Source organism: Pseudarthrobacter sp. MDT1-56, assembly GCF_059383555.1.
Genome location: NZ_JBWZCK010000011.1, coordinates 164,897 through 191,832, shown reverse-complemented (window position 1 = coordinate 191,832; position 26,936 = coordinate 164,897). Strand labels below are relative to the sequence as shown.

27 protein-coding genes, 1 tRNA gene, 1 other RNA gene and 1 pseudogene are annotated in these 26,936 nt (G+C 66.9%); 21 read left to right on the top strand and 9 right to left on the bottom strand.

What is annotated here, in order from left to right; all coding sequences use genetic code 11:
• Nucleotides 1-1,261, bottom strand: a 1,261-nt coding sequence (locus tag AC50YC_RS16180) for a thiamine pyrophosphate-binding protein (RefSeq protein ID WP_494954311.1), incomplete at its 3' end; no start/stop codon positions are given.
• A 397-nt stretch (nt 1,262-1,658) separates the two neighbouring features.
• Between AC50YC_RS16180 and AC50YC_RS16175 the strand changes: the two genes are divergently transcribed.
• The 9 genes and pseudogenes from AC50YC_RS16175 to AC50YC_RS16135 all read left to right on the top strand — a co-directional run bounded on the left by AC50YC_RS16175 (nt 1,659) and on the right by AC50YC_RS16135 (nt 7,710).
• Nucleotides 1,659-2,075 carry a DUF3052 domain-containing protein gene (locus AC50YC_RS16175; protein ID WP_226761795.1) on the top strand — a complete coding sequence of 139 codons (417 nt, stop codon included), beginning with the start codon at nt 1,659-1,661 and terminating at the stop codon, nt 2,073-2,075.
• A complete protein-coding gene (locus AC50YC_RS16170) occupies nt 2,072-2,590 on the top strand; it encodes a peroxiredoxin (protein WP_494954310.1) in 519 nt (172 codons plus the stop codon). The genes AC50YC_RS16175 and AC50YC_RS16170 overlap by 4 nt, the downstream gene beginning before the upstream one ends.
• Nucleotides 2,591-2,621: 31 nt before the next feature.
• Nucleotides 2,622-3,515 (top strand): NAD-dependent protein deacetylase, encoded by an 894-nt coding sequence (locus AC50YC_RS16165; RefSeq protein WP_494954309.1) that lies wholly within the window; start codon nt 2,622-2,624, stop codon nt 3,513-3,515.
• 115 nt (nt 3,516-3,630) lie between these two features.
• Nucleotides 3,631-3,703: transfer RNA gene (locus AC50YC_RS16160), tRNA-Val, on the top strand.
• Nucleotides 3,704-3,841: 138 nt separating this feature from the next.
• Nucleotides 3,842-4,132: a hypothetical protein gene (locus AC50YC_RS16155; RefSeq protein ID WP_494954308.1), complete on the top strand. Its 291-nt coding sequence runs from the start codon at nt 3,842-3,844 to the stop codon at nt 4,130-4,132.
• Between the two features lie 265 nt (nt 4,133-4,397).
• A pseudogene (locus tag AC50YC_RS16150) lies at nt 4,398-5,021 on the top strand (fumarylacetoacetate hydrolase family protein); the annotation flags it as partial.
• Entirely contained in the window at nt 4,909-5,229 is a 321-nt protein-coding gene (locus AC50YC_RS16145) for a fumarylacetoacetate hydrolase family protein (protein WP_494954320.1), read from the top strand. The pseudogene AC50YC_RS16150 and the gene AC50YC_RS16145, both read left to right, overlap by 113 nt.
• Before the next feature lie 168 nt (nt 5,230-5,397).
• Entirely contained in the window at nt 5,398-6,195 is a 798-nt protein-coding gene (locus tag AC50YC_RS16140; protein WP_494954307.1) for an IclR family transcriptional regulator, read from the top strand.
• Between the two features lie 165 nt (nt 6,196-6,360).
• Nucleotides 6,361-7,710, top strand: a complete 1,350-nt coding sequence (locus AC50YC_RS16135) for an MFS transporter (RefSeq protein WP_494954306.1) — start codon at nt 6,361-6,363, stop codon at nt 7,708-7,710.
• Between the two features lie 100 nt (nt 7,711-7,810).
• On the opposite strand, the gene AC50YC_RS16130 is transcribed toward AC50YC_RS16135, so the two are convergent.
• Nucleotides 7,811-8,875: a D-2-hydroxyacid dehydrogenase gene (locus AC50YC_RS16130; protein WP_494954305.1), complete on the bottom strand. Its 1,065-nt coding sequence runs from the start codon at nt 8,873-8,875 to the stop codon at nt 7,811-7,813.
• A 62-nt stretch (nt 8,876-8,937) separates the two neighbouring features.
• Between AC50YC_RS16130 and AC50YC_RS16125 the strand changes: the two genes are divergently transcribed.
• Genes AC50YC_RS16125 through AC50YC_RS16115 form a run of 3 tightly spaced genes read left to right on the top strand, consistent with a single transcriptional unit; the run spans nt 8,938 to nt 11,706 of the window.
• Entirely contained in the window at nt 8,938-9,855 is a 918-nt protein-coding gene (locus AC50YC_RS16125; RefSeq protein WP_494954304.1) for an NAD(P)-dependent oxidoreductase, read from the top strand.
• A gap of 13 nt (nt 9,856-9,868) precedes the next feature.
• Nucleotides 9,869-10,639: an SDR family oxidoreductase gene (locus tag AC50YC_RS16120; protein WP_494954303.1), complete on the top strand. Its 771-nt coding sequence runs from the start codon at nt 9,869-9,871 to the stop codon at nt 10,637-10,639.
• Nucleotides 10,639-11,706 (top strand): L-idonate 5-dehydrogenase, encoded by a 1,068-nt coding sequence (locus AC50YC_RS16115; protein ID WP_494954302.1) that lies wholly within the window; start codon nt 10,639-10,641, stop codon nt 11,704-11,706. The genes AC50YC_RS16120 and AC50YC_RS16115 overlap by 1 nt, the downstream gene beginning before the upstream one ends.
• Here AC50YC_RS16115 and AC50YC_RS16110 read toward each other — a convergent pair.
• Complete coding sequence (locus tag AC50YC_RS16110; protein ID WP_494954301.1) at nt 11,703-12,431, bottom strand: FadR/GntR family transcriptional regulator; 729 nt, start codon at nt 12,429-12,431, stop codon at nt 11,703-11,705. The two genes, AC50YC_RS16115 and AC50YC_RS16110, sit on opposite strands and share 4 nt — an antisense overlap.
• A 236-nt stretch (nt 12,432-12,667) precedes the next feature.
• On the opposite strand from AC50YC_RS16110, the gene gnd reads away from it, so the two are divergent.
• Both gnd and AC50YC_RS16100 read left to right on the top strand, forming a co-directional pair.
• Nucleotides 12,668-14,104, top strand: a complete 1,437-nt coding sequence (gene gnd / locus AC50YC_RS16105; protein WP_494954300.1) for an NADP-dependent phosphogluconate dehydrogenase — start codon at nt 12,668-12,670, stop codon at nt 14,102-14,104.
• A 126-nt stretch (nt 14,105-14,230) separates the two neighbouring features.
• Nucleotides 14,231-15,064 (top strand): oxidoreductase, encoded by an 834-nt coding sequence (locus tag AC50YC_RS16100; RefSeq protein WP_494954299.1) that lies wholly within the window; start codon nt 14,231-14,233, stop codon nt 15,062-15,064.
• 40 nt (nt 15,065-15,104) lie between these two features.
• Here the strand turns inward: AC50YC_RS16100 and epsC are convergent, their stop codons facing one another.
• The 3 genes from epsC to msrA form a co-directional block, all read right to left on the bottom strand.
• Nucleotides 15,105-15,689 carry a serine O-acetyltransferase EpsC gene (epsC, locus tag AC50YC_RS16095; RefSeq protein ID WP_494954298.1) on the bottom strand — a complete coding sequence of 195 codons (585 nt, stop codon included), beginning with the start codon at nt 15,687-15,689 and terminating at the stop codon, nt 15,105-15,107.
• Between the two features lie 37 nt (nt 15,690-15,726).
• Complete coding sequence (gene cysK, locus AC50YC_RS16090) at nt 15,727-16,662, bottom strand: cysteine synthase A (protein ID WP_494954297.1); 936 nt, start codon at nt 16,660-16,662, stop codon at nt 15,727-15,729.
• A 68-nt stretch (nt 16,663-16,730) separates the two neighbouring features.
• A complete protein-coding gene (gene msrA, locus AC50YC_RS16085; protein WP_494954296.1) occupies nt 16,731-17,255 on the bottom strand; it encodes a peptide-methionine (S)-S-oxide reductase MsrA in 525 nt (174 codons plus the stop codon).
• Between the two features lie 79 nt (nt 17,256-17,334).
• On the opposite strand from msrA, the gene AC50YC_RS16080 reads away from it, so the two are divergent.
• On the top strand, nt 17,335-18,258 hold the full coding sequence (locus AC50YC_RS16080; protein ID WP_494954295.1) for a Nif3-like dinuclear metal center hexameric protein: 924 nt from the start codon (nt 17,335-17,337) through the stop codon (nt 18,256-18,258).
• A 62-nt stretch (nt 18,259-18,320) separates the two neighbouring features.
• The gene (locus AC50YC_RS16075) at nt 18,321-19,058 is read left to right on the top strand and encodes a zinc ribbon domain-containing protein (RefSeq protein ID WP_494954294.1); all 738 of its coding nucleotides are present in this window, start codon (nt 18,321-18,323) and stop codon (nt 19,056-19,058) included.
• A gap of 15 nt (nt 19,059-19,073) precedes the next feature.
• Here the strand turns inward: AC50YC_RS16075 and AC50YC_RS16070 are convergent, their stop codons facing one another.
• Both AC50YC_RS16070 and AC50YC_RS16065 read right to left on the bottom strand, forming a co-directional pair.
• Nucleotides 19,074-19,838 (bottom strand): YaaA family protein, encoded by a 765-nt coding sequence (locus AC50YC_RS16070; RefSeq protein WP_494954293.1) that lies wholly within the window; start codon nt 19,836-19,838, stop codon nt 19,074-19,076.
• A 90-nt stretch (nt 19,839-19,928) separates the two neighbouring features.
• Nucleotides 19,929-20,807, bottom strand: a complete 879-nt coding sequence (locus AC50YC_RS16065) for an alpha/beta hydrolase (protein ID WP_494954292.1) — start codon at nt 20,805-20,807, stop codon at nt 19,929-19,931.
• A gap of 72 nt (nt 20,808-20,879) precedes the next feature.
• Between AC50YC_RS16065 and rnpB the strand changes: the two genes are divergently transcribed.
• An RNA gene (gene rnpB, locus AC50YC_RS16060) (RNase P RNA component class A) lies at nt 20,880-21,273 on the top strand.
• Between the two features lie 162 nt (nt 21,274-21,435).
• A complete protein-coding gene (locus tag AC50YC_RS16055; protein ID WP_494954291.1) occupies nt 21,436-23,046 on the top strand; it encodes a GMC family oxidoreductase in 1,611 nt (536 codons plus the stop codon).
• 5 nt (nt 23,047-23,051) lie between these two features.
• Here AC50YC_RS16055 and AC50YC_RS16050 read toward each other — a convergent pair whose 3' ends face one another.
• Nucleotides 23,052-23,918, bottom strand: a complete 867-nt coding sequence (locus tag AC50YC_RS16050; protein WP_494954290.1) for a glycerophosphodiester phosphodiesterase — start codon at nt 23,916-23,918, stop codon at nt 23,052-23,054.
• A gap of 264 nt (nt 23,919-24,182) precedes the next feature.
• Here AC50YC_RS16050 and AC50YC_RS16045 point away from each other — a divergent pair, with 264 nt between their 5' ends.
• From AC50YC_RS16045 to AC50YC_RS16035, 3 genes are all read left to right on the top strand, one after another.
• Complete coding sequence (locus tag AC50YC_RS16045; protein WP_494954289.1) at nt 24,183-25,679, top strand: glyceraldehyde-3-phosphate dehydrogenase; 1,497 nt, start codon at nt 24,183-24,185, stop codon at nt 25,677-25,679.
• A 78-nt stretch (nt 25,680-25,757) separates the two neighbouring features.
• Nucleotides 25,758-25,967, top strand: a complete 210-nt coding sequence (locus tag AC50YC_RS16040; protein ID WP_494954288.1) for a hypothetical protein — start codon at nt 25,758-25,760, stop codon at nt 25,965-25,967.
• Between the two features lie 129 nt (nt 25,968-26,096).
• Entirely contained in the window at nt 26,097-26,900 is an 804-nt protein-coding gene (locus AC50YC_RS16035; protein ID WP_494954287.1) for an HNH endonuclease family protein, read from the top strand.
• The last annotated feature ends 36 nt before the right edge of the window (nt 26,901-26,936 follow it).

Genomic DNA, 26,936 nt, shown 5'->3' with positions numbered 1-26,936 from the left:
TGCCCAGGCCGTAGCCCTTGACCGTGTGGGCCAGGATGACGGTGGGTTTGCCCTTGAACTCGGTCGCGGCCTTGTACGCGGCGTAGACCTTGTTGTAGTCGTGGCCGCCGCGCTTGAGGTTCCAGATCTGGTCGTCCGTGAGGTCCTGGACCATTTCCTTGGTCTGCGGGGTCTGCCCGAAGAAGTGCTCGCGGACGAACGCTCCTGACTCGGCCTTGTAGGTCTGGTAGTCCCCGTCGACGGTTTCGTTCATGATCTTCACGAGCGAGCCGTCCTCGTCCTTGGCCAGCAGGTCATCCCACTCCCGGCCCCAGACGACCTTGATCACGTTCCAGCCCGCGCCGCGGAAGAACGCCTCGAGTTCCTGCATGATCTTGCCGTTGCCGCGCACGGGCCCGTCGAGGCGCTGGAGGTTGCAGTTGATCACGAAGTTGAGGTTGTCGAGCTTGTCGTTCGCGGCGAGCTGGAGCAGGCCGCGGGACTCGGGCTCGTCCATTTCCCCGTCGCCCAGGAACGCCCAGACCTGCTGGTCACTGGTGTCCTTGATCCCGCGGTTGTGCAGGTACCGGTTGGACTGGGCCTGGTAGATCGCGTTCATCGGCCCGATGCCCATCGAGACCGTGGGGAACTCCCAGAACTCGGGCATGAGCCGCGGGTGCGGGTAGGAGGAGAGGGCATGGCCTTGTTTGGACTTCTCCTGCCGGAACCCGTCCAGGTCCTCCTCGGAGAGCCGGCCTTCCATGAACGCCCGGGCGTACATGCCGGGGGAGGCGTGGCCCTGGAAGAAGACCTGGTCCCCGCCGCCGGGGTGGTCCTTGCCGCGGAAGAAGTGGTTGAACCCGACCTCGTAGAGGGTCGCGGCCCCGGCATAGGTCGAGATGTGCCCGCCGACGCCGATATCGGCCCGCTGCGCCCGGTGCACCATGACCGCGGCGTTCCACCGCAGCCAGGCCCGGTACTTCCGCTCGATCTCCTCGTCCCCGGGGAACGGGGCTTCCTGGTCCACCGGGATCGTGTTGACGTAGTCCGTGGTCGTGACCATCGGAACACCCACGGACTGCGCGCCGGCCCGCTGGAGCAGGCTGCGCATTATGTACTGGGCACGTTCGGTGCCCTGTTCCTGAATCAGCGTATCCAGGGACTCCAGCCACTCGGCGGTCTCTTCCGGATCACGATCAGGCAGCTGGTTAGTCAACCCGCTGAGGATATGGGAGGTCTCTTCTCCTGCAGCCACGTCCAACCTCTCTTTGAGCGCATTCATCGGCGCCCTCAGCTCCGGCAGGGTAACTGCCTGGCGTGAACGCGACGTGTGCGACGTATCGGTTACAACTGCCCGGTCATGTGCGCCGGGCAAGGTCCAATCACAACTATGCCCGCCTTCGTCAGCGGGGCGTCCGCCCTCACGGGCGTAGTCGTCATCAGCCACTCTAGCTCTGACCGCTCGGGGATGCGTAGCTGTCGCATGGGGGTCCAGTCGTATTTGACCCGCATACTGGTTGTGTGACGACGTACCGCCCGGCGGTGCCCGGAATGCCGTGTGTGACGCAGAATATGGCGGATCGCGGGGCCAACAGCTTGAAGCGCAGGCGCAAAGGGTGTTGGCTTGGAGTAATGGAAATCACTAGAGCTATTGAAAACACCAAGCATAGGAGCAACACGTGAGCGAGGCCGACGCCGCCACTTCGGTAAATGTGGCGGAAAAACTGGGTTTCAAAACCGGGGACCTGATTCAGGAATTCGGTTATGACGACGACGTCGACTTCGATTTGCGTGACGACATCGAAGACCTCACCGGTTCGGAACTCTTCGATGAAGACGACCACGAGGTAGTTGACGCCGTCATACTTTGGTGGCGGTCCGGCGACGGCGACCTCGTTGACACCCTGGTCGACTCGCTGACCACCCTGGCTGAGGGTGGCGTCATCTGGGTGCTGACCCCCAAGTCCGGCCGGGTGGGTTACGTGTCACCGGCGGACATCCAGGATGCCGCACCGACCGCAGGGCTGCACTACACCACCTCCGCCGGTGTCTCCAAGGACTGGAGCGCCACCCGGGTCACGCGGAAGAACAAGTGACCCCAGCCGGAGCGGTTCGCACCATCGCGGACCAGGCAGTTGACACGCGGGCCGTGCCCGCCGTCGGCGAGGCAGCCCCGGACTTCGAGCTGCTGAACCAGTACGGCGAACCCGTGAGGCTTTCGGAACACCGGGGACGCAACGTCGTCCTCGTGTTCTTTCCATTCGCCTTCTCCGGCATCTGCACGGGGGAGTGGTGCGAAATCCGGGACAACCTGGCGCTGTTCGAGGAAGCCGACGCTGCCGTGCTGGGTATCTCAGTGGACAGCAAGTTCGCCCAGCGGGCCTACGCGGAGAAGGAAGGCTACTCCTTCGACCTGCTGGCCGACTTCTGGCCGCGTGGGGCCATCGCCGAGCAGTACGGAGTGTTCGACTCCGGAAGCGGCATGGCAAAGCGCGGAACTTTCATCATCGACGCGAGCGGAACCGTGCGGTACGTGGTGGTGAACCCCCGCGGCCAGGCCCGGGACTTCGCCGGCTACCGCGCCGCCCTGGCGGGCCTCGCAGGGAACTGACGCGGTGAGGACGCGGCGGCCCGGGATCGGCATGACTGGCTTTGCCAGCCTGCCCCCGATCCCCGCCGCGGAACCGGCCCGCGACGAGCTCGAGGTCCTGCAGGAAATCCACGGCATCCTGGCTGGGGAGCGCTTCGCGCTGCTGACCGGTGCCGGCCTGAGCACGGATTCCGGCATCCCCGACTACCGCGGACCTGGCGCCGCTCCCCGGGCTCCCATGACCTACCAGGAGTTCATCGGCGAGCCGGAGAACCGGCGCCGCTACTGGGCCCGCAACCACATCGGCTGGTCCCACCTGCGCCGGGCCGACCCCAATGACGGCCACGCCGCCGTCGCCCGGCTGGAGCACCGCGGACTGCTGACCGGACTCATCACCCAGAACGTGGACCGGCTGCATGAGGACGCCGGCAGCATCAACGTGGTGGACCTGCACGGCCGTTTCGACCAGGTGGTCTGCCTGGCCTGTCACCGGCGGTACAGCCGGACGCTGCTGGCGGGAGTGCTGACGGAGCTCAACCCCGGCTTCCTGGAACGTGCCCTGGCCGCCGGTGTGGTCGAAATGGCTCCGGACGCCGACGCCACGGTCGAGGACGAGGGCCTGATCGAGAGCTTTGTCGTGGCCCACTGCCCGGCCTGCGGCGGCACGCTCAAACCCGATTTCGTCTACTTCGGCGAGAACGTTCCCAAAGACCGGGTGGAACGCTCGTACGCCATGGTGGATGAGGCTGGCGCCCTGCTGGTGGCCGGCTCCTCGCTGACGGTGATGAGCGGCCTGCGGTTTGCCCGGCACGCGGCCAAGCAGGGAAAGCCCGTTGTCATCATCAACCGGGGCCAGACCCGCGGGGACGAGCTTGCCACGATCAAGCTCGACGCCGGCGTCAGCGAAGCCCTCACCTGGCTCGCCGTCCAACTTCCCCCGCTCTGAGCTGCTGGGGGCCGCTCGGGGCACTCTGCTCAGGGCTCGATTGGCGCTCCGCCGGGTTCATCCGGTACAGTAACTGTTCGTTGGTTGAAGCGCGGAAGCGCCGAATCAGCGGTTTGGGTCTTTAGCTCAGCTGGTAGAGCGCCACGTTTACACCGTGGATGTCATCGGTTCGATCCCGGTAGGACCCACCGAAAAATACCCCGTTATGGCAGGCTGAAAAGCCGCATTGCGGGGTTTTTTGTGCGTTTTGTGGGTTCGCGGGGGTGGACGCGGCCAAGGGGCTTATCCCGCCGATATTGTCGGAGCCCCACCCTAGCGTTACTGGCATGGAACACGTCATGGTGAAATCGGGTCCGGACGGACGGCCCCAAGCGGTAGTACGCGCCGGCCGGGAATGGATTGTCGGCGCGGAGCCGGTCCGCTGGTTTGAGCGGGTGAGCTGGTGGGAGGCAGAGCGGCGGATGCCCAAAGGACTAAGCCGCGTCGACGTCGAGGTCTGGCAGGTCCAGGCGAGGCTTGGCCGCAACCCGAGTTCGGCCCTCACCACGATGGAAATCATCCGTGACGGTCTGGGCGGCGGCTGGCGGCTCCGGGAAGCCATCGCGGACGCGGCCTAGGCGCTGCATCACTGTGGCATGTCGTCCCGCAGGTGCCGGGGCATTGGAAAAGCCTTCCACCGCGACTATTGGGGGATGCCGCGGTGGAAGGCTTGTGTATGAATATACCGTGAATATTTGGAAACGCGAAACACGCGGCGGCGATTCTGAGCGGCAAAAATGCCTATTCGATGGCTTAATCAGCGGCTGGTGGACGGCAGGGCCGGATGTTGGCCTGGCCTGACACATTCCCTAGCTGCCACTGCCCGCGACCTAGGATGTCCTCATGAACCCAACCAGTGCCCGCCGCTTTGCCCGGGTCCGGCCGTTGTCCCCGGGCTCCGGGGCCGAGCACTTTTTCGTCGCCAACAATGCCCCGGACTTCGACAGCGAAGCAGGAAGAGCGTGGACGGTGATCACATCGCCGTTCCCGGATTCCCCGGCGAACGCAGGCAGCGCACCCCGCAGAGGCTGGGAAACCGGCGACACCGTGGACCAGGGCTCGTTCACTTTCCTGGCACCAAGTGTCCCGGCCAATGTTCTGGGGATGGCGCACAACACCGGCCAGGCGGGCCGCGACCTCCCGCCGCAGGCCTTCCACAAGGCCGCGACCAGTGTGGTCGGTCCGGGGGATGCCATAGAACTGGGGCCGACGGTGGGCCGCGTTGACCCGGAAGCGGAACTGACGATCGTGGTCGGAAGCAAAGTCCGGGGGCTGACGCTGAGCAACGCACGGACCGCAGTTCTGGGTTTCACCATTGGAAACGACGTCTCCGCCAGGGACCTGCAGCAGTCGGATGAGTTGTGGATCAGCGCCAAGAGCCAGGACACGTTCACTCCGGCAGGGCCATGGATCGTCACGGGCCTCAACGGCGCCGACCTGGCAATCGGCATCAAGCACAACGGCGCCGAGCTCAAGGCTGCCAGCACTGCTGATCTCGGCTGGGGGGTGGACGAAATCCTCGTTTACCCTGACGTCTTTTATGACGCTGCACCCCGGCGACCTGGTGCTGACGGGTTTCCCTGCGGAGTGCGCGCGGTTGGGGGCGGGCGACACCGTTACTTGCCACATTGAAGGCATCGGCGAGCTGACGAATCCGGTGCAGGCCGTCGCTTGATGGCGCCCGCAACCGCCGCTGCCTGACCACACCCCGCGTCCCACGTCGAATCGCAGCCCTGGGGCGCGGTTCGTCGCACCTCGACACTATGATGGTTAGTGTTCAACTGACTGAACAGCCCCGAATGTATGGCGCCGGCGCCATACAAGCGATCCGTGAAGGAGAATCATGGCCGATTCCCGAGTTTCCCGCCCCACTGACGGATCGGGGAGCGCCTCACCCGCGCCGGCGGTCACCCGTGCTGCCGCCGTGCTTGAGGCGTTGGCCTCCTCAGCGACCGGGCGACTGACGCTGAGCGACCTCGCGAGGGAACTGGGCATCCCCAAATCGTCGACCTCGAACCTCCTGCTTGCGCTTGAGGAGGCAAGGCTCATCAACCGCCAGGGTGCCGAATTCACGCTCGGCCGCAAACTCGTCGAACTGGGCGCTGCGTACCTGAGCCGGCTTGACGAGGTCCAGGAGTTCTACCGGTTCTGTGAGCAGGCGCCCACCCTCTCAGGCGAAACGGTCCGCATCGCCATGCTCGACGGAAGCAACGTCATCTACCTGGCCCGCTACGAAGGCCATCCCGCGGTTCGCCTCACCTCCAACATTGGCGACAAGATGCCAGTTTCCCTCTGCGCCGTCGGCAAGGCACTCATCGCGCGACTGCACGACCACGATGTGGCCGAGATGTTCCCCGATGACGCCCAGCTGCCCGTCCTGACTCCGAAGTCCCTGCGCACCGGAGCCGAGCTGAAGGCCCAGCTCGCCGTCATCCGGGAACAGGGCTACGCCTTCGAGGATGAGGAATCAACCACGGGGGTCGTATGCCTGGCCGTCTCGGTGCCTACCAGGGGGGCGCACGGGCCCAGCCTGGGACTTTCCGTCACCGCGCTGAAAGCAACCTATTCAGAAGAGCAGGGCGCCCTGATGGTCAAAGAGCTGAAGGAGCTGGCCCGGTCCCTGGGTAATCCCATGGGGTAGCGCCGGACGAGGCCAGTCCCAGGGCGGGCCCGGAAATAAATCTGATAAGACATAAGCGAATCGATCAGCCTGTTGTACGCTGTTCAACATGGTGATCGACCCCTCGTGGGTTGTTCATATCCCACCAGGCCAACGGGGGTCTGGAGTGTTCTTGAGGGAGTGCTTGTGACAACTAGTACTAATACACCGCTGGCTAAAGCGGACGGCGCCGTCGTCGATCCGGAACAGCTGCGAAGGGCAACTCTTGCCAGCTCCGTGGGCTCCGCTCTGGAGTACTACGACTTCTACATCTACGGCCTGGCCTCGGCCCTGATCTTCGGCCCGCTGTTCTTCTCGCCGCTCGGCGAGGACGGCGCCCTGATCGCCTCGTTCGCCACCTACGGCGTGGGTTTCGCGGCCCGGCCGTTCGGCGGAATGATCTTCGGCCACATCGGAGACAGGTTCGGCCGCAAACTGGTCCTCATCCTCACGATCGGCCTGATGGGAACCGCGAGCTTTGCCATCGGCCTGCTGCCGACCTTCGAACAGGCAGGCATGCTGGGAGCCGTCCTCCTGGTGACATTGCGCATCCTCCAGGGACTGGGCGCCGGCGCCGAGCAGGCGGGCGCCACGACACTGATTTCCGAAGTCGCACCGCGCCACCGCCGGGGCTTCTTCGCCTCGCTCCCGTTCGTCGGGATCCAGCTGGGTACCCTCCTGGGTGCCGGAACGTTTGCCCTGATTGCCTTGGCTGACAAGGACGTCCTGGAGGGCTGGCTGTGGCGGGTGCCGTTCCTAGCCAGCGTGGTCCTGATTGCAGTGGCCATTTTCATCCGGCTGCGGCTGAAGGAAACGCCCGTCTTCCAGGAGCTGGAAAAGCACAAGAGCGTGGCCAAGAACCCCCTCGGCCAGCTCTGGAAGCACTCCAAGAAGAACGTGCTGATCGGCATTGGCCTGCGGATGGGTGAGAACGGCAATTCCTCGATCTACTCCGCCCTGCTCATCGCCTTCATGGCGTCCAAGGACGGGGTCTTCCCGGGGGACAAGTTCATCGGCCCGGTGGGCCTGCTCATTGCCGCCGGCTTCGCCGCCGTGATGGTGGTGACTTTCGGTGCCCTGTCGGACAGATTCGGGCGTGTGCCCGTCTACCGCTACGGTGCGCTCTTCCAGGCCCTCATCGCGCTGCCGGCATTCTATCTGGTGACGCTGGGCAATGTCACGCTCATCTGGATAGTCATGGTGGTGGGTATCGCCCTGGGTGTCCAGTCCATGCTCGGGCCGCAGTGCCCGCTCCTTCCGGAACTCTTCGGTTCCCAGTACCGGTTCACCGGCGTGGCCATGAGCCGCGAACTCTCTGCCGTCTTCGCCGGCGGACTGGTGCCGCTGGTGGGCGCCGCCCTCCTGGCCGCCACGGATCACTCCTGGCTCGTCCTCGCCATCTACTCCCTGGTCCTGGCTGCCATCTCCTTTGTCACCACATTCTTTACCCCGGAAACAGTGGGGCGCGACCTTCTCCTGAGGGAGGATGCCAGCTAGGCGCTCCTGAGCGCCCAGCCCCACGCCAGCAACACAAGGGCGGCCCCTCCGTGTCCGGAGGGGCCGCCCTTGTGTGTCCTGCGGACCAGTTCCGCGGGTCCTAGTAGAAGTGCACCGTGTCGACGACGTGGGGGAGCTCGCCGCCTTCGAGGAAGGTACGCAGGTTGCTGCAGAAACGTTCCGTGATCAGCCGGTTCTCGGCCGCGCTGAGCGCCGAGGTGTGCGGGGACACCATCACCCTGGGGTGGTGCCACAGCGGGCTGTCCTGCGGGAGCGGCTCGACGGCAAACACGTCAAGGCACGCATACGAAACCTGGCCGTTGTCGAGTGCCTCCAGCAAGGCGCCCTCGTCCACAACGGTGCCGCGGCCCACGTTCACCATGACGGTCCCCGGCTTCATCGCCGCAAAGATTTCGCGGCCGAAGAGCCCCTCCGTATAGGGCGTGCCGGGAAGGGTGTTGACGACGGCGTCGGCCGTGGCCAGCAGGCCGGCGAGGCCATCATTGCCCGCAACGTCCTGGATGCCCTCGATGGGCTCAACATTCCTCTTGGTGCCGCTGACGGTCATCCCGAGCGCACGGGCGATCCGGGCAGTCTCCAGCCCGATCTCGCCGAGCCCGGCGACCACCAGGTGGGAGCCGTTCACCAGCCGGGTGGGGGTGCGCAGCTCTGGCCAGACCCTGGCCGCCTGGTCCTGGGCCAGTTCCGCGCTGCGCTTGAAGCCATTGAGGATTCCTAGTGCGGCGAACTCGGCGAGCGGCAGGGCGTGGACGCCGGCCGAAGTCGTGACCTTGAACTTCTGCAGCGTCCCCGCCTCCAGCCCGGATGCCTTCACGGCACCCCCGGCGCCGGCCGCCATGGCATGGATCCATTCGAGGTGGGGGTTGCTGCCGGCAATCCGTGCCAGGCCCGCCGGGCTCTCGTTGGGGAACCCGTACAGGACCTGCGCCCTGTTGAGCATGTCCCAGTAGCGCTCCTCCTGTTCCGGGGTCCGGCGGAAGCCCGGATCTCCCGAGTGGTCTGCGGGAAAACGTTCCGGAGGCAACAGCCCGGGTTCGTAGAGGACGGCAACGGAGGGATCTACTGCGCGGATGCGCTCCACCAGCTCGGCTTCGAGCGGGACGGCGATCGCGACGGTGGTTTTAGGCGTCATGGTGTTCATCATACTGAATGGCGGCTAGGATACTGAACAGATTTCTAAGAGCATCCACAACGGAGTGAGGCAGCATGGAATGGGACCGTAAGGAAACCGGCTTTGTGGGCCTGGGCCTGATGGGGGCGCCAATGGCCGCGAACCTCCTCAATGCGGGATGGGCCGTCACCGCCTGGAACCGGTCCCCGGAGGCCCTTGAACGGTTCGAGGCCCTCGGCGGCGCCCGCGCGGCCGGGGTCGAAGAACTCCGCGACAAACCGGTCATCATCTTTATGCTCCCGGATCTTTCCTACATCGAGGATGCAGCCGCGGAACTCCTGGCGGGCTGGGCTACGAAACCACCGGCGGCCAGAACCACCGTGGTGGTCATGAGCAGCGTCTCGCCCTCCGCGGTGCAGGAATTCGGTGCCAGGGTGGCCCGGGCGAGCGGCGGCAACGCCGTCGTCGTCGACGCTCCCGTCAGCGGCGGCACCCAAGGCGCCGTGGACGGGACCCTGGCCATCATGGCGGGCGCCAGCGACGAGGACTTCCAGCGGCTCCTGCCGCTTTTCAGTGCCATGGGCAGTACGGTGCGCAGGCTGGGGCCGCTGGGTTCGGGATCGCTGGCCAAGGCGTGCAACCAGCTCATCGTCGGAACCACGACGGCGGCGCTCGCCGAAGCCGCGGAGCTCGCCGAACGCTCAGGCCTGGACGTGGCCGCACTTTACGAGGTGCTCGCGGGCGGCCTGGCCGGCAGCCGCGTCCTGGACAACGTGGGGCCACGCCTGGCCGCCAAGAACTACGAACCCACCGGCCCCGCCAAGTTCATGCACAAGGACCTGTCCTTTGTGCTGGAAAGCGCCGCCGCCGTCAACTCCGCGGTACCGATGGCGGCGGCCGGCGTCGAACTGTACGCGGCACTGCTGCGCCAGGGGCTGGGGGAGAAGGACCTCGCCGTCGTCCGCCAAACCATCTCGAATCTCAGCGACAACACAGCAGCCACGACCAAATGAGGATCAGCGAACCATGAGTGGACTTTTTGACCTGACCGGCCGGAACGCACTGGTCACCGGCTCCAGCCGGGGGATCGGCAACGCCCTGGCCCGGGCGCTCGCCGACGCCGGGGCCACGGTGGTGCTCAACGGCATCAACCCTGAACGGCTAAAGGCCGCGGAAGCCGCCATGGCCGCCGACTACCCGCCCGGACGGGTCCACAGCTGCGCCTTCGACGTCACGAACGACGCAGACGCGGCCGCCGGCGTGGCCTGGGTGGAAGAAAACGTCGGCCCGCTCGGAATCCTGGTCAACAACGCCGGCATCCAGCACCGCGTCCCGATGCTGGACCTGGATGTCGCCGACTGGGAACGGGTGATCTCCACGGATTTGACCAGCGCATTCCTCGTGGGCCGGGCGGCCGCACGGCACATGATTCCCCGCGGCCGGGGCAAGATCATCAACATCTGCTCCGTCCAAACGGACCTCGCCCGGCCCACCATCGCCCCCTACATTGCCGCCAAGGGCGGACTCCGGAACCTCACCCGCGCCATGACGGCGGAATGGGCCGGGTCCGGCCTGCAGATCAACGGCCTCGCACCCGGCTACATCCACACCGAAATGACGCAGAACCTCGTGGACGATGAGAAGTTCAACGCCTGGATCCTCGGCCGGACCCCGGCGCACCGGTGGGGGACAGTCCAGGACCTGGCGGGCCCGGCCGTGTGGCTCGCTTCCGACGGCTCGGATTTCGTCAACGGGCAGACCATCTTCATCGACGGCGGCATGACGGTGGTGGTCTGATGCGCGGCGTTCCGGAACTGCCGGCAACAGCGGCCGCCGTGGTGGCCCACGCCGCAGGTGATCTCCGGATCGAGGACGTTCCCGTGCCCGCACCGGCTCCCGATGAAGCGGTGGTCGAGGTGGCATTCGGTGGCATCTGCGGCTCGGACCTGCACTACTGGACGCACGGCGCGGCCGGTGAATCGGTCCTCCGGCAGCCCATGGTCCTGGGCCACGAAATCGCGGGAACGGTGCTCGTGGCTGCCGCAGACGGCACCGGGCCGGGGCCGGGCACCGCGGTCGCGGTGCATCCGGCCACACCCGGCCCCGGCGCCGCCCGATACCCCGCGGAGCGTCCGAACCTTTCTCCGGGCTGCACCTACCTCGGCAGCGCCGCACGCTTCCCCCACACAGACGGGGCCTTCAGCCGGTACGCCACTCTTCCGGCCCGGATGCTCCGTCCCCTGCCCAAGGGCCTGGCGCTGAGGACCGCCGCGCTGGTGGAACCGGCCAGCGTCGCGTGGCATGCCGTCTCGCGGGCCGGCGACGTGGCGGGCAAGACCGCACTCGTGATCGGCTGCGGCCCCATTGGCGCGTTGGCGGTGGCTGTCCTGAAACGGGCCGGCGCACAGCGGATCGTGGCCGTGGACATGCACGCACGGCCGCTGCAGATAGCACGTGCCGTGGGCGCTGACGAGATCCTCACGGGCGATCAGGCGAAGGCCATCGCGGCGGTGGAGGCGGACGTTGTGATCGAGTCCTCCGGCAGCCATCACGGGCTGGCGTCCGCGGTGCAGGGTGCGGCCCGGGGCGGAAAAGTGGTGATGGTGGGGCTGCTGCCTTCCGGTCCGCAGCCGGTACTGATCTCGCTGGCGATCACGCGTGAACTGGAGCTGTTGGGGTCTTTCCGCTTCAATGACGAAATCGATGAGGTCGTGGCCGCCCTCGCGGACGGGTCACTCTTCGTGGAACCGGTGGTCACCCACACGTTCATGCTGGACCAGGGGCTGGTGGCCTTCGAGGTGGCCCGGAACGCGGCCGTTTCCGGCAAGGTGCTGCTGGACTTCAGGCCAGGCCAGGGGACCTAGGGCCGCTGGACCGGGACAAACACCCTGGGCTGGTCCTTCCATTCGGGTTCCATCTCCGCGATGGTCTCCCGCATGATCCGCTCCGAGGCCTCGCGGGCTGCTGCCGGGTTTCCGGCGGCGATCGCCTCTGCCACGTCCACGTGCCACCGCAAGGCCGTCTCGCGGGGGTGGTCCGGCATCAGGCCGTGCACCGTGCGGCCGGTCAGCGTCTCAGCCACCTGGCCCACCATGTTGGCGAACATTTCGTTCCCGGAGCCGGTGAGCAACAGGGAGTGGAAGTGGATATCGAGTTCCAGGAACCGCGGCACGTCCCCGGCCTGGCCGGCGTCGCGCATCGCATGCGAGACCTCCACGAGCTCCCGGCGGATCTCCTCCGGAGCGTTGGCGGCGGCCAGTTCGGCGGCCACGGGTTCGACGGCGGTGCGCAGTTCCGCGAGGGAGCGCAGCTGCGCGCCGCGGCCCTCGCCGGCGAGGCGCCAGCGGATTACCTGGGGGTCGAAGGGGTTCCAGCGGTTGGCCGGCAGCACCCGGATGCCAACCCGCTTGGTGGTCTCGACCAGTCCGAGCGACTGAAGCACACGCACCGCCTCGCGGACCACCGAACGGGACACTTTGAGTTCGTCTTCGAGGTGCTCGGCCAGCATGATGTGGCCGGGCGGGAGCTCGCCCGCGACGATGCGGGTGCCGAGGTGCTCAATCGCACGGTGGTGGAGGCTGGTTGACATAGTCGTAAGCATAGTGGGGCGGACGCGGACCAGCCTCCGGTCTGCCCTGGACAGGCGCAGGGACGCCGGAAATCATAGACTGTTGTGACGCGCTATATTCCGCCACGTGGGCACTGCTTTCCAGCAACCGGCGGAAATACATATGGTTTATTGACAGCCACTGATCCCAAGAAGACAGTCCCGCCTTCCGCGCGGGACGAACTGCACTAGTTGCACAGAAATGAATTGGAGTTTTGATGTCAGCACACATCGGTGTCACCGGCCTTGCGGTGATGGGGGCCAACCTCGCCCGCAACCTGGCCCGGAACGGCTTCACCGTTGCCCTGCACAACCGGTCCGTCGAGAAGACCGACGCCCTGCTGGCCAAGCACGGCCGGGACGGCGACTTTGTCCGCACGGAGACCTTGCAGGAGCTCGTCGACTCCCTGGAGAAGCCCCGCCGCGTGCTGATCATGGTCAAGGCCGGCAAACCGGTCGACTCCGTGATCGAGCAGCTCGAGCCGCTCCTGGAACCGGGCGACATCATCATCGACGCCGGCAACTCCCACTATGAGGACACCCGCCGCCGCGAAGCCGCACTGGCCAAGAAGGACCTGCACTTCGTTGGCATCGGCGTCTCCGGCGGAGAGGAAGGCGCCCTGAACGGCCCCTCGATCATGCCCGGCGGCTCGAAGGAATCCTACGATGCCCTGGGTCCGCTGCTGGAAAAGATCGCCGCACACGTCGACGGCAAGCCCTGCTGCGCCTGGATCGGCACCGACGGCGCCGGCCACTTCGTCAAGATGGTCCACAACGGCATCGAATACGCCGACATGCAGGTCATCGGCGAAGCCTTCGATCTGCTGCGCTCCGGCGCGGGGATCGAACCGGCCGAGCAGTCCAAGATCTTCGAAGAGTGGAACAAGGGCGACCTCGCCTCCTTCCTGATCGAAATCTCCGCCGAGGTCCTCGGCCACGTGGACGCGAAGACCGGCAAGCCGTTCGTCGACGTCGTCGTGGACGCTGCCGGCCAGAAGGGCACCGGCCGCTGGACGGTCATCTCCGCCCTCGAGCTGGGCTCGCCCACGTCGGGCATCGCCGAGTCGGTCTTCGCCCGGGCGCTTTCCTCCCAGACGGAACAGCGCAAGCTGGCCCAGGAACTGCTCGCCGGTGCGGAAGCCGACGTCGAGATCCCGGAGAGCTTCATCGAGGATGTCCGCCAGGCGCTCTACGCCTCCAAGCTCGTCTCCTACGCCCAGGGGCTGGACATGCTCACCTCGGCCGCGAAGGAATACGGCTGGGACCTGAAGCTCGACGAGATCGCTTCCCTGTGGCGCGGCGGCTGCATCATCCGCGCCGAACTGCTCAAGGAGATCACCAAGGCCTACGCCGCGGCGGAGAAGCCGGCCAACCTGCTGTTCGCCCCGGCGTTCACCAAGGCGATCGCCGACGTCCTCCCGGCCTGGCGCCGTGTGGTCTCCACCGCGGTCCAGCTCGGCATCCCGGTGCCGGTGTTCTCCTCCTCGCTGGCCTACTACGACGGCCTGCGCCGCAAGCGCCTCCCGGCCGGCGTGATCCAGGGCCAGCGCGACCTCTTCGGCGCGCACACCTACGGCCGCGTCGACGCCGAGGGGACCTTCCACACCCTCTGGGGCGAGGACAAGTCTGAAATCGAGGCAGTGGACACCCACTAGTCCGCAACTGACACCGGCGGCCGGTGCTCCCGTTACTCTGGGAGCACCGGCCGTTCGCTTTTCCCCGGGATCCGTCCCGGCGCCAGTCCGGCCAACCGTCCCGCCACCGCCCCAGGAGTGCAGCAGATGACCCAGCCCGTAGCATTTGTCACCGGTGCCTCCACTGGAATTGGTTACGAGACCGCCTGGAAGCTCGCGGCCCGCGGGTTCACCGTCTACGCCGGTGCCCGGCGCTTCGAGAAGATGGAGCCCCTCACGGCCCACGGGGTGACGGTCGTGGCGCTGGATGTCACCAGCGAGGAGTCCATGACCGCCGCCGTCGAACAGGTGATTGCCGCCCACGGCCGGGTCGACGTCCTGGTGAACAACGCCGGCTACGGTTCCTACGGTTCGCTGGAGGAAGTGGAACTGGCCGAGGGGCGGCGGCAGTTCGACGTCAACCTCTTCGGACTGGCGCGGATGACCCAGCTGGTGCTTCCCGGAATGCGGGCCGCCGGGCGGGGGAGGATCATCAACGTGTCCTCGATCGGCGGACAGATGTACGAGCCGCTGGGGGCCTGGTACCACGCCACGAAGTTCGCCGTAGAGGGCCTGAGCGATTCCCTGCGGATCGAACTAAAGCCCCACGGCATCGACGTGTCCATCATCGAGCCGTCGGGAACCGAATCGGAGTGGGGCGCCATCTCCGGCGACAGCCTGCTGGCCACGTCCGGACGCGGACCCTATATGGACCAGGCCAAGGTGGTGGCCGCGGCGCTGGCGTCCACGGTGGGCTCGAGCATGTCCACGCCTCCGGGCATCATCGCCGACGCCATCGTCCACGCCGTGACGTCCCCGCGGCCCAAGACGCGCTATCCGGTGGGCAAGGGCGCCCGGGCCATCCTGCTACTGCGGAGGCTGCTGCCGGACCGGGCCTTCGACGTCGTGATCTGGAACATCTACAAGCGGTTCCCCGCGTAGCCTCCGCCGGGACGCCGGTCCCGGCGGCAGCCCGGGCCGGTCAGATCCGGTATTCGATCAGGTATTCGGCCGGGTCGACGGCGGGCTTGGTCTCCCGCTGGGCGTCCCGGTGCCGCCACGTGGCCGGCACGCCCGTGAGGATCGACTCTGCCGGCGCATCCTTGACCACCACGGCGTTGGCGCCCACGGCGCTGTCCCGGCCGATGGTGATGGGGCCCAGGATTTTGGCTCCGGCGCCGATCACTACGCGGTCCTCGAGGGTGGGGTGGCGCTTGACCTTAGCCAAGGAGCGGCCGCCCAGGGTCACGCCGTGGTAGATCATAACGTCCTCGCCGATTTCGGCGGTCTCGCCGATGACGACGCCCATGCCGTGGTCGATGAAGAAGCGGCGGCCGATCGTGGCTCCGGGGTGGATCTCGATCCCGGTGCAGAACCTGGCCAGCTGGGATATCAGCCGGGCCGGGAAGCGCAGCGCAGGGTTCTGCCACAGCCGGTGCGTCAGGCGGTGCGCCCAGATCGCGTGCAGGCCGGAGTAGGCAAAGAAGTTCTCGAAAGAACCTCGAGCCGCCGGGTCGTGGGACCGGGCGGCGTCGAGGTCTTCCTTCAGTCTTGCGAAAAAGCTCACAAAGACCTTTCTACGAAGTCTTGGGACAAGGTTGGACTCAGCCGCGGATGTCGTCGTACAGCACGGTGGAGATGTAACGCTCACCGAAGTCGCAGACAACAGCAACAATCAGTTTACCGGCGTTCTCCGGACGCTTGGCGAGTTCCAGCGCTGCCCAGACGATCGCGCCGGAGGAGATGCCGCCGAGGATGCCTTCCTTGACTCCGAGTTCGCGGGCCACGCGGACCGAGTCTTCAAGGGTGGCGTCGATGACCTCGTCATAGACGTTGGTGTCCAGGATCTCCGGGATGAAGTTGGCGCCGAGGCCCTGGATTTTGTGCGGGCCCGGAGCGCCGCCGTTGAGGATGGCGGAGTCCTTCGGCTCGACGGCGATAATCTGCACCTCCGGCTTGCGCTCCTTGAGCACCTGCCCGACACCGGTAACGGTTCCGCCGGTGCCGACGCCGGCGACGAAGATGTCCACCTTGCCGTCGGTGTCGGACCAGACTTCCTCTGCCGTGGTCTGGCGGTGGACCTCGGGGTTGGCCTCGTTGGCGAACTGCTGGGCCCAGATCGAGTTCTCCGTGTTGGCGACGATCTCCTGGGCCTTTTCCACGGCGCCGCGCATGCCCTCGGAACCGGGAGTGAGCACAATCTCGGCCCCGTAGGCGCGCAGCATGACACGGCGTTCGGTGGACATGGTCTCCGGCATGGTCAGGATGACCTTGTAGCCGCGGGCCGCGCCGACCATGGCCAGGGCGATGCCGGTGTTGCCGGACGTGCCTTCGACGATGGTGCCGCCGGGCTTGAGGGCACCGGACTTCTCCGCGGCGTCGACGATCGCGACACCGATGCGGTCCTTGACGCTGTTGGCCGGGTTGTAGAACTCCAGCTTGACGGCCACAGTGGCGTCCAGGCCTTCAGTCAGCCGGTTGAGCCGGACCAGCGGGGTGCCGCCGACCAGCTGGGTAACATCGTCATAGATCCGTGCCATGGGTGTCTGCGCCTGTCTGTTGAAGAGGGAATGCTGAGGTCAGCCTAACGAGGGCCCGCAGGCCCTAGCTAAGCATTAAGCCATGCAGAGTAATATTTCCTGGCCTTGGCCAGCTTCGGATTGATGATCACCTGGCAGTAACCCTGCTCCGGGAACTTGCCGTAGTAGTCCTGGTGGATTTCCTCCGCCCGGTGGAACACCGGCAGCCGGCTGACCTCCGTGACGATCGGATGCGCCCAGAGCGACTGGTTCCGTTCGATTGCGTCCTCGAAGAGGATCTTCTCCTCGGTCGTCTCATAGAACATCGAGGACCGGTACTGGGTCCCGACGTCGTAACCCTGGCGGTTGAGCGTGGTGGGGTCGTGGAGAGCGAAGAACATGTCCAGGATGACGTCCGCGGGGACAACCTCCTCATCGAACGACACCGCCACCACCTCGGCATGGCCGGTGGTTCCGGAGCAGACGGCGTAGTAGTCGGGGTTGCGGTCATGGCCTCCGGTGTAGCCCGAAACAACCGCGCTGACACCCTTGGTTTTCTGGTAAACGGCGTCGAGGCACCAGAAGCAGCCTCCGCCGAGGACAAAAGTTCTCATGCTCTCTTCAATGGTTGAAAGGCCCCGATGATTCCCGGCGGCTGCGGGGGAGGCCGGCCAATAGGGTAAAAATGGGGGTATGGAACCTGTAAACACCGACGTTTCAGCCGGCCCGTCCGAAGGAAACGACGCCTCCGGCAACGGGTCCGGCCCCACGCCCGAGGTCCCCACCCTGGGCATGATCCTCCTGGCGGTCGAGGAGCTCTGGCCCGAATCGCTCGCGGAAGACTGGGACGAAGTGGGCCTCGTGGCCGGCCACCCCTCCACCGAGGTGAGCAGGATCCTCTTGGCCGTCGATCCCACCCTTGAAGTGATCGAGGAGGCCATCGACTTCGGCGCCGAACTGCTCATCACCCACCATCCGCTGCTGCTCAAGGGCGTCACCTCGGTCGCCGCGACCACCGCCAAGGGCCGTGCCGTGCACCGCCTGATTGAGTCGGGGACCGGGCTGCTGACGGTGCACACCAACGGTGATTCCGCCGTCGGCGGCGTCTCCGATGTCCTGGCCGACGCGCTGGGCCTGCAGAACGTGGCCCCGCTGACCCCGGCCGTCAACGGACTGCCGGAGGAAGGCATCGGGCGGGTCGGAGACCTGGAGGACGTCATGACCCTGGGCGATTTTGCCGCCCGCGTCTTCGGCATCCTGCCCTCTGTCGCCGGCGGGGTGCGCGTCTCCGGGGACCGGGACGGGCTGGTCCGCCGGGTGGCGGTCTGCGGCGGCGCCGGGGATTCCCTCTTCGGCGAGGTCCGGGCGAGCAACGCCGACGTCTACCTGACCGCGGATCTGCGGCACCACCCGGCGTCGGAAGCCAGGGAGGCGGCCGTCAACGACCGGCCGTACCTGATCGATGTTTCCCACTTCGCCAGCGAGTGGCTGTGGCTGCCGCCGGCGGCGGAAGCGCTGGGCAATGTGCTGAGTGACCAAGGGCACGACGTCGAGATCCGGGTCAGCACCACCAACAGCGATCCGTGGGACTTCATTCTCACTCCGGGCGGGGACTAGAGTCTAGGGAGCGCCGAATAGGTGCCCGGCTCCAGCCGGCAGGGAACAAGCGGAGGTAAATAGTGGCCAAGGCAGCACCGGCGGAACAGTTGAAGTTGCTCGAATTGCAGGGACTTGATGCCAAGCTCAAATCCCTGTCCAACCGCCGCCGAAGCCTTGAAAGCGACTCCCGGATCACCGATCTTGAAGCAGCCCTCAGCGTGGCCAACGGCGAACTGGGCGCGGCGAAGGTGGCCGTCCACGACGCCGAACTCGAGCTCAAGCGGGCCGAGGCGGACGTGGAGCAGGTGGCTTCCCGGATTGAGCGCGACGAGGCCAAGCTCAACAGCGGCACCGGTCTTTCCAAGGACCTCGTGGCCCTGCAGCGCGACCTGGTGTCCCTGAACAAGCGCCGCTCCGACCTTGAAGACGTTGAGCTGGAAGTTCTGGAGCGGCTCGACTCGCTCCGCCTGCGCCAGGCCGGCCAGCAGCAGATTGTCGACGACATCCAGGGCTCCTTCGGCTCCATCCGCGCCGAGCTGGATGAGCAGCTCGCCGAGATCGCCGCCGAGGCCACCGTGGTGCGCGGCAAGCGTGCCGAGTTCGCCGAGGGACTGGATGCCGGCCTGCTGGCGATCTACGAGAAGACTTTGGCCAAGCGCGGTGTCGGTGCGGCCCGGCTCTTCCACGGAACGTCCGAGGGTTCGGGCATGCAGCTGAGCCCCGGTGACCTCGCCGAAATCAAGGCGGCGGCCGAGGACGACGTCGTTTTCTGCCCTGATTCCGGCTGCATCCTGGTCCGCTCCGCTGAGTGGGCGTAACCACCCGCCCGCGGGCTAGTTCGGCAGGATCAGGTTGAGGGCGTGCGGCTTCCGGGCCGTGCCCTCAACCAGTTCGGCACTCCACTTTTCGGCAGCCACCTTTTGCAGCTGGGCGGGAGTCTGCGGCGCCTTGCCCCGGCGGGTCAGCAGGTGCCGGGCGAGCTCGCCGCGGGTGTGTTTCGCAAAGTGGCTGACCACTTTGCGCACCCCGTTGACCTCGGTGAACACGTTGACGGCGATGGTCTGCGCCGGCGGCGGAGCCCACGCGGCGGCGTAGGTGCTGGAGCGGCAGTCCACCAGCAGTTCGCCTTCCGTGGCGGCCGCGAGGGCCTCACCGAGTTGCGGCTTCCAGAAGGACGCCAGGCGTCCGACGCCGGGCAGTGCGGTCCCCATCGACAGCCGGTAGGCGGGCACCCGGTCGCCGAACCGGATGGCACCCCAGAGCGCGGAAATGACCAGCACGCACTCGTCCGCCTTCCGCCGCTGCGTGGGCGTGAGCGAGTTGTAGTCCAGCGCGTCGTACAGCACCCCGGAGTACACCTGGTGGGCGGGGGCCGCCGGCTCGGCGTGCAGCCTCGTATTGCGTTCGACGTCGGCCCGCAGCGAGGCGCCGACGCCCAGCAGTGCGAGGGCATCCTCGTGGGCGCTGACCGTTCCGAGCCCCTCCAGTACCTTGGCCCGGTAGGAATTCAGTCCGGGGAAACTCAGGGTAGTCCAGTTGACGGCGTCGCCCGTTATGGCGGGGGTCTTGCCTTCAGAGGGCGGCAGCAGAATCAGCACCGTCCAATCCTAGCTGCGGCCCGTTGCCGGGATGGTACCGCCGCGGCCCGCTGCCGGAACCGCGCAGTCCCGGCCCCGAAGGCCTCCTCCTCAGCCGAGGTTGCGGCCGAGGAAGGACAGCACCTCGGGCAGGATGGAACGCCAGTAGCTGCCGTCGTGACCGCCGGGCTGGAAGCCTCCTTCGACGGTGCCCGGGAGTTCCGCACGGTAGTTCCGGACCGTGGCGGCAAGGTCGTCCCCGGTGCCGCAGTCGATCCGCTTGGGCAGCGCCGCGAGGCTGGGCCGAAGCGCGAACACGTCGTGGGCCGCGAAGTCTTCGGGGCCGTCGAAAGCGTCTTCCAGGCGCGGGTCGTAGTCCTCCCAGACCGCCGGGCTCATGGCCGCCACGGCCCGGACCCCGGGCAACCGGCCCTGGGACGCAAGCAGGAGGGCGCCGAAACCTCCCATGGAGAGGCCGAAGAGGCCGATCCGGCCGAGGTCGCAGCCCCGGCCGCCGAGTAACGGAACGAATTCCTGTACCAGCATGGATTGGGTATCGCTGCCGTCGGCGCGCCGGTGCCACCAGGTGTCCCCGCCGTCCACAGCCGCGAGGGCAAACGGCGCGCCCCCGGCGTCGAGGTGCTGCTGGAGGGCCTCGTGGGCCGCCAGGTCCTCCAGCAGGACCGAGTGGCTTCCGCCGAGACCGTGAAGGAAGACCGCCACTGGGCGTACGGGATGCGCGCCGCCGGGCGTCAACTCGGGCCCGGCCAGTGACCAGTGGGTGGTGACTCCGGGGCGGAAGGCCGAGACGAAGGAGCCGGTGCTGGTAGTGACTGTCAACGGGGCGGCCGCGGCCGGCGGAACCGTCGCGGCGGGAGGGGTCGTCTCCACGGGGGTGAGGCCCTCCGTGCACGCTGTGAGTGCTGAGGCGCCCAGCCCGATTCCTGCCAGCTCGAGCAGCCGGCGCCGGCCCAGGACGGAATCCTCCATTCCCCGATCATAAGCGTGGCGGCCGGAAGTGTCCCCGGACGGGTCCGCCCTGACCGTAGAATGGACAGCGGATGGGTTGACCAGGCGGCCGCGCGTCACGCAAGTGGCTCGAGGAACGTCCGGGCTCCGCAGGGCAGGGTGGTGGGTAACGCCCACTCGGGGTAACCCGCAGGCCAGTGCCACAGAGAACAGACCGCCTGCGTGCGGCGCGTGTTTGCACGGGCCGCAGGGCAGGTAAGGGTGAAACGGTGGTGTAAGAGACCACCAGCTTCCCGGGTGACCGGGAAGGCTAGGTAAACCCCACCCGGAGCAAGGCCAGACAGGGCACGTTTGAGGGCTGCTCGCCCGAGTGTCCGGGTAGGCTGCTGGAGGGCGTCGGCAACGGCGTTCGTAGATGGATGGCCGCTATTCCCGCGCTGGCAACGGCGCGGGAACACAGAACCCGGCGTATCGGTCAACCCATCCATTCACACCGCGGGGGATCCCCCGCCATCGTTTCCGCTGCTGAGGGCCTTCTGCCCGGGCGGGTACGGGCTGACCCGAATGCTTGACATCACCCCCGCTTGACCAGAGACTGCAGGGAGCGTTTCAAGCAACGGTGCAGTCAGCGAAAAGCTTAGGAGTAAGAGTGTCGGACGAGGCAACATACGACTACGTGATTGCCGGCGGTGGCAGCGGCGGCAGCGTCCTTGCCGGCAGGCTCAGCGAAGACCCTTCCGTCCGCGTCCTACTGCTCGAGGCGGGCAGATCCGACCGCCACCCGTTCATTCATGTCCCGGCCGGCTTCCCGAAGCTCAAAGGCGGGCCGTACCAATGGGACTATGCGAGCGTCCCGCAAAAGCACAGCAACGGCCGGCGCATCCCGCTCGCCCAGGGCCGCGTGCTCGGCGGCGGGGGGTCCATCAACTCCCAGGTCTTCACCCGCGGCGTGGCCGAGGACTATGACGGCTGGGTCACGGACTATGGCTGCGAGGGCTGGTCCGCTGAGGAAGTGAACAAGTACTTTGTCCGTTCGGAGTCCAACAGCAGGCTCTCGGCGCCGCACCACGGTACCGACGGGCCGCTCGGAGTCTCCGACCTGCTGCGTCCCCACAAGCTCTCGGCGGCCTTCGTCAAGGCGGGCCAGGAGTTCGGGCTGCCCTATAACAGCGACTTTAATGGCGCCGAGCAGTACGGCGTCGGCTTCTACCAGACCACCACGAAGAATGGCCGCCGGTGCAGCGCGGCCGTCGCCTACCTCCGGCCCGCCCGCAAGCGGCGGAACCTCACCGTCCGCGCCAACGTCACCGTCTCCAAGGTGATCATCAGCAACGGCAGGGCCGTCGGGATCCAGGCGATCGAAGGCGGCAGCGTGCGAACGTACAGCGCCACCCGCGAGGTGATTGTCTCGGCCGGCGCCTTCGGTTCGCCGAAGCTGCTCCAGCTGTCGGGCATCGGCGACCCGGCGGATCTCGCCGCTGCCGGCATCGAGACCGTCCACGCCCTGCCGGGGGTCGGCAAGAACCTGCAGGACCACTGCGACGTCGACATCGTCTACGAACTCACGGATTACCACAGCCTGGACCGGCTGAACCAGGTGCGCCCGGCCACGGTCCTGGCCGGCGTCGAGTACCTCGCCTTCCGTTCGGGACCGTTCGCGTCAACCCTGGTCGAGGCCGGTGGTTTCAGTTACGCGAACAAGGCGGAGAAGACTCCTGACCTGCAGTTCCATTTCCTGCCCGCCGCGCGGGTGGGAACGGGGGCCACGGCGTTGAAGCCCGGATTCGGGGCCACGTTGAACTCGTATTTCCTCCGGCCGCGGAGCCGGGGAACCGTCCGCCCGGTGTCTGCAGACCCCAGCAAAGCACCGCTGATCGATCCGAATTATCTCGCCGACGACTACGACCTTGAAATGGCCATCGCCGGGGTGCAGCAGAGCCGCGAGATCATGGAGCAGTCGTCCATGGCGGCGCTCACCAAGGCGGAGCACATCGGCGACGGCAGCCGGGTGGAAACCCGCGACGAGTACGTGAAATTCGTGCGCTCCTTCGGGCGGACCTCCTACCACCCGGTCGGCACCTGCTCCATGGGAACCACCGATGAGTCCGTGGTCTCGCCCCGGCTGAAGGTCCACGGACTCGAGGGACTGCGCGTCGTTGACTCCTCGATCATGCCCCGGCTCGTGAGTGCCAACACGCAGGCGCCCACCATCATGATCGCGGAAAAGGCCGTCGATATGATCCTCCAGGACGCCCGGTAGGCGGGCTAAAGACCCAGCTGCTGCGCCAGCTCCCACGGCGTGTCGGTAAAGACGCCATCCGCGCCGTCCGCACGCAGTCTCGCCGCGGTTGATTCGTCGTTGACGGTATAGGGCCACACGGTCAGCCCGGAGTCCTTGAGCCTGCGCAGGTACTCCGCGCTGATGCCCTTGTGCGGGCCGACGTGGCCGATGCCGCTGGAGCTGATCGACGCCGGATCGAGTGCCTCCCCGTCCCGCAGGAGATACAGCACCTGCAGCCCGGACCCGGCCAGGGCCTGGGCAGCAGGGAAGCTGAACGTCTGCACCACCACCTTGTCCTGGATGCCGCGCTTCAGTATGGTCTCCGCGAAGGCAACCGGGTCGATGGCGGGGTCCTTCAGCTCGGGGACCAGGATGTTCCGCCCGCCATACAAATCCAGCATGGCTTCCCACGTTGTCGGCGTGCCCTCGGCGCCGCCCAGCGGGTGCGCGATGCCAGCCGCCGCCCACTGCTCCAGGGTGATGCCGTCGGCACGGCCACTGAGGCCGGGCATGGTCCGCCCGGCGTCGTCGTCGTGCAGCGGAACCAGCGTCCCGTCCTTGAGTTGCCGCAGGTCTGTTTCGATCGGGAACGCCGTCTTGCTCACGGCATCGAAGGCTTCCGCGGAGGACTCAGGGTAGACCAGCGCCCCGCCGCGGTGCGCCACCAGGGTGAACGCTGCCGCCGCCGTCGCTGACGCCGGACTCGACGCTGCCGGACTCGACGCCGCACCACTTGACGACGCCGGAGCGGCCGGCGCCGCACCCGCGGACGCCGGAGCGGACGGCGGTGCCGCCGCGGCGCAGCCGGTACACAGCACGACGCCCAGCAGAAGAGCCCCAATCTTGAACATCGCCCCAGCGTAGCCGGACCCCTGCCCGGTGTGAGTCATTTCACGCGTAACCGGGGACCGGCCCCTGCCGGGCCGCCGCTAGACTGGATGGTGAACGTAGAAGTTCTGCCGCCGGGTCTGCGTTCGCAACCGGTGGCTTTTCTTTGCTCGACACAGGCGCCCGGGGTGGACCGAATCCCCGCCGGCGCCGAGGTTCCGGACACCCTCCGGCAGCCGACTTCCGCATACGACGCCGTATGTGGTGGATTCTAGGAAGGTATTTCTGTGAGCCAGACATCAGATTCTTGTCTTGATACGTGGATGGGCCGGGAGGCGCTCGCCGAGGCCATGATCCCGGTGATCGGCCGGCTGTACCGTGAGAACAACGTGGTCACGTCCATCCACGGCCGCAGCCTGATCAACAAGTCCACCATGAACATCCTCAAGGCACACCGCTTCGCCCGCCGGATGAGCAAGGAAGAACTGCGGCTCGAAGAGACCGCCCCGCTGCTGGATGCCCTGACCAAACTCGAGCTCGGCGCCGCGGCCATCGACATTGCCCGTCTCACCGAGAAGTACCGCGTCGAGGGCAACGGTGCCACCCTGGATGAGTTCCTGCGCAGGGAACTCGCGGAGGTTGTTGGCAAGCGCGGCGGCGACGACCGCACCAGCACCGACGTCGTCCTCTACGGCTTCGGACGCATCGGCCGGCTCCTGGCCCGCCTTCTGATCGAAAAGGCCGGCGGCGGGCATGGCCTGCGGCTGCGCGCCATCGTGGTCCGCCGCGGTTCCGACAACGACCTCACGAAGCGCGCCAGCCTGCTGCGCCGCGACTCGGTCCACGGCTCGTTCGAAGGCACCATCAAGGTGGACCTCGAGAACGACACCATCACCGCCAACGGCGTCCAGGTCCAGGTCATCTACTCGGACAACCCCGCGACGGTCGACTACACCGCCTACGGCATCCACGACGCCCTCGTCGTCGACAACACGGGACGCTGGCGCGACGCCGAGGGCCTGTCCCAGCACCTCCAGAGCAAGGGCGTTTCCCGGGTGCTGCTCACAGCCCCGGGCAAGGGCGACCTGAAGAACATCGTGCACGGCATCAACCACGGCACCATCACCGACTCGGACAAGATCGTCTCCGCGGCCTCCTGCACCACCAACGCCATCACCCCGGTGCTCAAGGCGATCAACGACCGCTACGGCGTGGTGCACGGGCACGTCGAGACGGTCCACTCCTTCACCAACGACCAGAACCTGATCGACAACTTCCACAAGGGCGACCGCCGCGGCCGTTCCGCCGCGCTGAACATGGTCATCACCGAGACCGGTGCCGCCAAGGCCGTGGCCAAGGCCCTGCCGGAACTGCTGGGCAAGCTCACCGGCAGCTCCATCCGCGTCCCCACTCCGGACGTGTCCTTGGCCATCCTGAACCTGAGCCTGGCAAACGGCACCACCAGGGACGAGGTCAACGATTACCTGCGGGAAATGTCGCTGCACTCGGAACTGCGCAAGCAGGTCGACTACATCGATTCGCCCGAGGTTGTCTCCACGGACTTCGTCGGCTCGCGCCGCGCAGGGATCGTCGACGGCCTGGCCACCATCTCCAACGACAAGAACCTCGTGCTCTACGTCTGGTACGACAACGAGTTCGGCTACAGCTGCCAGGTGGTCCGCGTGATGGAGGAAATGGCCGGCGTCAACCCGCCGTCGTTCCCCGCCAAGGACGCAGCAGCCACCCTGGAGGCGGCCGGCCTGCCCGTCGAGGTCACGGCCTGACGCCACCTCCTTGAATCTGTTCCACGTTTCCCGGCCAATCCTCTGGAATCGGCCGGGAAACGGCACCACAATGGTGCAATGGAACAGAACTCGGCTGTGGAGCACGAAACCACCTTGGAACACGCCCTGGACGTCGCGCGGCGGAACGTCAAGGAAGCCAAACGGCTCCTCGACGATGCCCGCGCCAAACACGCGGCCGGTGAGGTCGACGAGGTACGGGTCCGGCAACTCGAATCGCTCATGGCCCTCGCCAACGAAGACCTGGTCCGCGTGACCCGGGAGAACTAGCCGGGCACCTGTCCTCCACACTGTGGACAACGCCTCCAGCGCCGGAGGCCGGGCCTAGGCTTCAGGGGTGCAAAGAATCCGCCCCGCACCGGGACGCACCGGACCCCGGCTCACTTCCCGGGGGCAGGCTTGACGCTCTCGTGGCCGGAGTTCCGGCGGGAACGACGGCGGTCCCGCCAGGCGTGGGCCCTGCTGGCCGCCGCCGCCCTCGCCGTCGTCGCCGGTCTCGGCTGGTTTTTTACGAACGGGCAGTTTGCCGCCGTCGAGCCGCCCACGGACGGACCCCGCGAGGCGCCGGTGCTGGCCGCCGGCTGGATGAATCCCGTCCCTGCGGTGCGCCCCGTTCCACGTGGCGCCGCGGCGGCGCTGCTGGACACGCTCCCGGTCAAGGGCCGGGCGGCCCAAGACAACTACGAGCGCAGCGCCTTCGGCCAGGCCTGGCTGGACGTGGACCGCAACGGCTGCGATACCCGCAACGACATCCTCCGCCGCGACCTCTCCGGGGCCGAGTTCACCGGGAACTCCACCTGCCGGGTGGCCAGCGGAACGTTCCGGGAACCGTACACCGGCCGGCAGCTCACGTTCCGCAGGGGAGCCGGCAGCAGCAAGGCGGTGCAGATCGACCACGTTGTCGCGCTGGGGGATGCCTGGCAGAAGGGTGCCCAGCAGTTGACCGCCGGACAACGCATGTCCCTGGCGAACGATCCGCTGAACCTGATCGCCGTCGACGGCCCGGCGAACCAGGACAAGAGCGCCTCCGACGCCGCCACCTGGCTTCCGCCGAACAAGGCCTTCCGCTGCCACTATGTTGCGCGGCAGATCTCCGTCAAGGCCGCCTACCGGCTGTGGGTCACTCCGGCGGAGAAGGACGCGATGCGCCGGATCCTCGCCTCCTGCCCCGGGCAGCGGACGATTGTCGCGGCCGCTCAGTAGACTTCAGCCATGGTTTGCGGGTCGATTCCCGGCGCG